This window comes from Mesobacillus sp., assembly GCF_049588175.1.
GTDB lineage: Bacteria > Bacillota > Bacilli > Bacillales > Cytobacillaceae > Mesobacillus.
In genome coordinates this window covers 1-2,368 of the sequence record NZ_JBAVFI010000712.1, presented here as the reverse complement: position 1 = coordinate 2,368, position 2,368 = coordinate 1, and the positions used below count along the sequence as shown (strand labels likewise).

At 47.4% G+C, this 2,368-nt stretch carries 3 protein-coding genes; 1 reads left to right on the top strand and 2 read right to left on the bottom strand.

Going from position 1 to position 2,368, the window contains the following annotated elements; genetic code table 11:
* Nucleotides 1-46 precede the first annotated feature (46 nt).
* Entirely contained in the window at nt 47-196 is a 150-nt protein-coding gene (locus WB217_RS17315) for a hypothetical protein (protein WP_423994531.1), read from the bottom strand.
* A gap of 138 nt (nt 197-334) precedes the next feature.
* Here WB217_RS17315 and WB217_RS17310 point away from each other — a divergent pair, with 138 nt between their 5' ends.
* Nucleotides 335-1,828 carry an amidase gene (locus WB217_RS17310; RefSeq protein WP_423994529.1) on the top strand — a complete coding sequence of 498 codons (1,494 nt, stop codon included), beginning with the start codon at nt 335-337 and terminating at the stop codon, nt 1,826-1,828.
* A gap of 88 nt (nt 1,829-1,916) precedes the next feature.
* Here WB217_RS17310 and WB217_RS17305 read toward each other — a convergent pair.
* On the bottom strand, nt 1,917-2,368 hold a 452-nt coding region (locus WB217_RS17305; protein ID WP_423994528.1), incomplete at its 5' end, for a methyl-accepting chemotaxis protein.

The window sequence follows — 2,368 nt, the reverse complement described above, 5'->3', positions numbered from 1 at the left end:
GATTAAAGATCTTGAAGAGGTTGATTAAAGATCTTGAAGAGGTTGATTAAAGATCTTGAAGAGAATGAAGATTAAATTGTAGATGAAGAGAGCCTGATAAAGCCGATTGGCGTTCAAAAAAGTGCTGAGGAGCGAAAAATAGGTCACCAATGAAGCTGATTGTTAAAAATGAAAGCTTTTCCGACTCCTTAATCATCCACCATTCCCTCTAATACTATTTTTTTATCAGAAATTAATTTTTGAAAAATTTCTAATAACGCCAACTTGGAGCAAAAGAGGAAATTAGAAATCTTTAGAGAACAATAGATAGTAAAAAGAGACGGTGGTGAGGCGGATGAAGGGGTTTGATTATAAAGCTTATGATGGGCTGGGGTTAGCGGAGCTAGTAAAGAAGAAAGAAGTGCAGCCGAAGGAATTGGTGGAAGAGGCAATAAAATTAACCGATTCACTTAATCCGAAACTGAATGCAGTCATTAACAAGATGTATGACAAGGCGCGCGAGGCGGCGGATGCTGAGCTGTCTGGCGCTTTTGCAGGTGTGCCAATGCTGCTGAAGGATATCTCTCAGGAGATTGAAGGGGAACCCATCACTGCGGGATCGAAGGCCTTTTTAAATTACCGGGCAAAAACGGATTCTGAATATGCACGGAGATTGAGAAAGGCGGGAGTCGTGTTCCTTGGCCAGACGAACGTCCCTGAATTTGCGCTGGTGGCTTACACCGAGCCTGCCCATTATGGCCCGACCCGAAACCCGTGGAATCTCGACCGTACACCGGGTGGCTCCAGTGGCGGATCGGCTGCTGCGGTGGCATCGGGAATGGTCCCGATTGCAGGTGCCAATGATGGCGGTGGTTCGATTCGGATTCCTGCGGCCTACTGCGGCTTGTTCGGTTTAAAGCCGACGCGGGGCAGGACGCCTGTTGGGCCGAATTATGGACGAGCGTGGCAAGGTGCGTCTGCTGAACATGTGTTAACCCGGACTGTCCGTGATAGCGCGGCGATGCTGGATCAGCTGCATGGCCATGAAAAAGCAGGTGCTTTCCATGCCACACCATTTGAAGGAAGCTATCTAGAGACTCTCAGCATTCCTTTGGATAAAAAGCTAAGGATCGCTTACTCGGTGACTTCTCCAATCGGGACGGAGGTTGATCCTGATTGCCGGGAAGCCGTCTTGAAGACTGCCAGATTGCTAGAATCGATGGGGCATCTGGTTGAGGAGAAGGATGCGCCAGTCGATGGCCTTAAAATTGCGAAGAGTTATTTAACGATGTACTTTGGAGAAACGGCTGCACTTTTAGCATCATTGGAGGAAGTACTAGGTCGGAAAGCTACCCTATCTGATGTTGAACCAACAACCTGGCTGTTAGGCCTGCTTGGGAAAGCAACATCAGCGGAGGAATTTGTACTGAGCATCAGGGAATGGGACAGGACGGCATTTCAGATGGAAACCTTCCATGAAACGTATGATTTTTTCCTGACACCGACTACAGCCTTTCCTCCAGCTCGAATTGGAGAGTTGGAACCGACCTCGACGGAAAAATTCTTAATTAGTACGGTCGGTAAAATGGGGCTCGGAGGAATGCTGAAGAAGGCAGGTATCGTTGACCAGATTGCCCAGAAGAACCTCGCCAGAACGCCATTCACTCAGCTTGCCAACCTGACAGGACAGCCAGCGATGTCCATGCCGCTGCACCAGACAGCCGATGGCCTGCCAGTCGGAGTGCAGGTGATGGCCGCAAGAGGACGGGAAGACTTGCTGCTGCAATTGGCAGGTGAGCTTGAACAGTCCTCACACTGGGTGGATGTGCGGAAGAATCCGTTGTTTTAGTAGTGACCCTTTCTATCCTGAAAAAAAGAGCGTAATAAAAAGGAGGCAGCTTGGATACGCTGCCTCCTTTTTAGTTAAGAAGTAATTCTTAAAATTTGAAATAGCCGATTGCATTCTTTAAGTCAGTAATTTCATCATTTAATGATGTAGCTGACTGTGTTACGACTTGAATTGCGTTTTGCTGTTCTTCCACTGACGCAGTGACCTGTTCAGTAGATGCTGCAGTTTCCTGGCTGATGGCTGCGATGTGCTCAATTGAAGTTGTGAATTGCTCTTTAGCAGCAGTAAGGCTCTGCATTTCTTCATTGACTTCTTCAATTGCTTCATAAATCTTATCAATCGAGCGGGCAATCATGTTAAATGCTGCTTCGGTACCTGCTACGGCATCGCTTTGTTCTCTGACCGTCTCAGCCGTCTTTTCCATCTCTTTGTTGACTATACTTGTTTCATTTTCTATTCCTGTCAGTGTCGATCGGACCTTTTCTGTTGCGGAAGATGTTTGTTCAGCCAGCTTTCTCACTTCTTCGGCTACGACGGCAA

What these genes read in the sequence shown, in the direction of transcription:
- WB217_RS17315 (WP_423994531.1), bottom strand. Translation starts at nt 196, where the DNA reads ATGATTAAGGAGTCGGAAAAGCTTTCATTTTTAACAATCAGCTTCATT.
- WB217_RS17310 (WP_423994529.1), top strand. Translation starts at nt 335, where the DNA reads ATGAAGGGGTTTGATTATAAAGCTTATGATGGGCTGGGGTTAGCGGAG.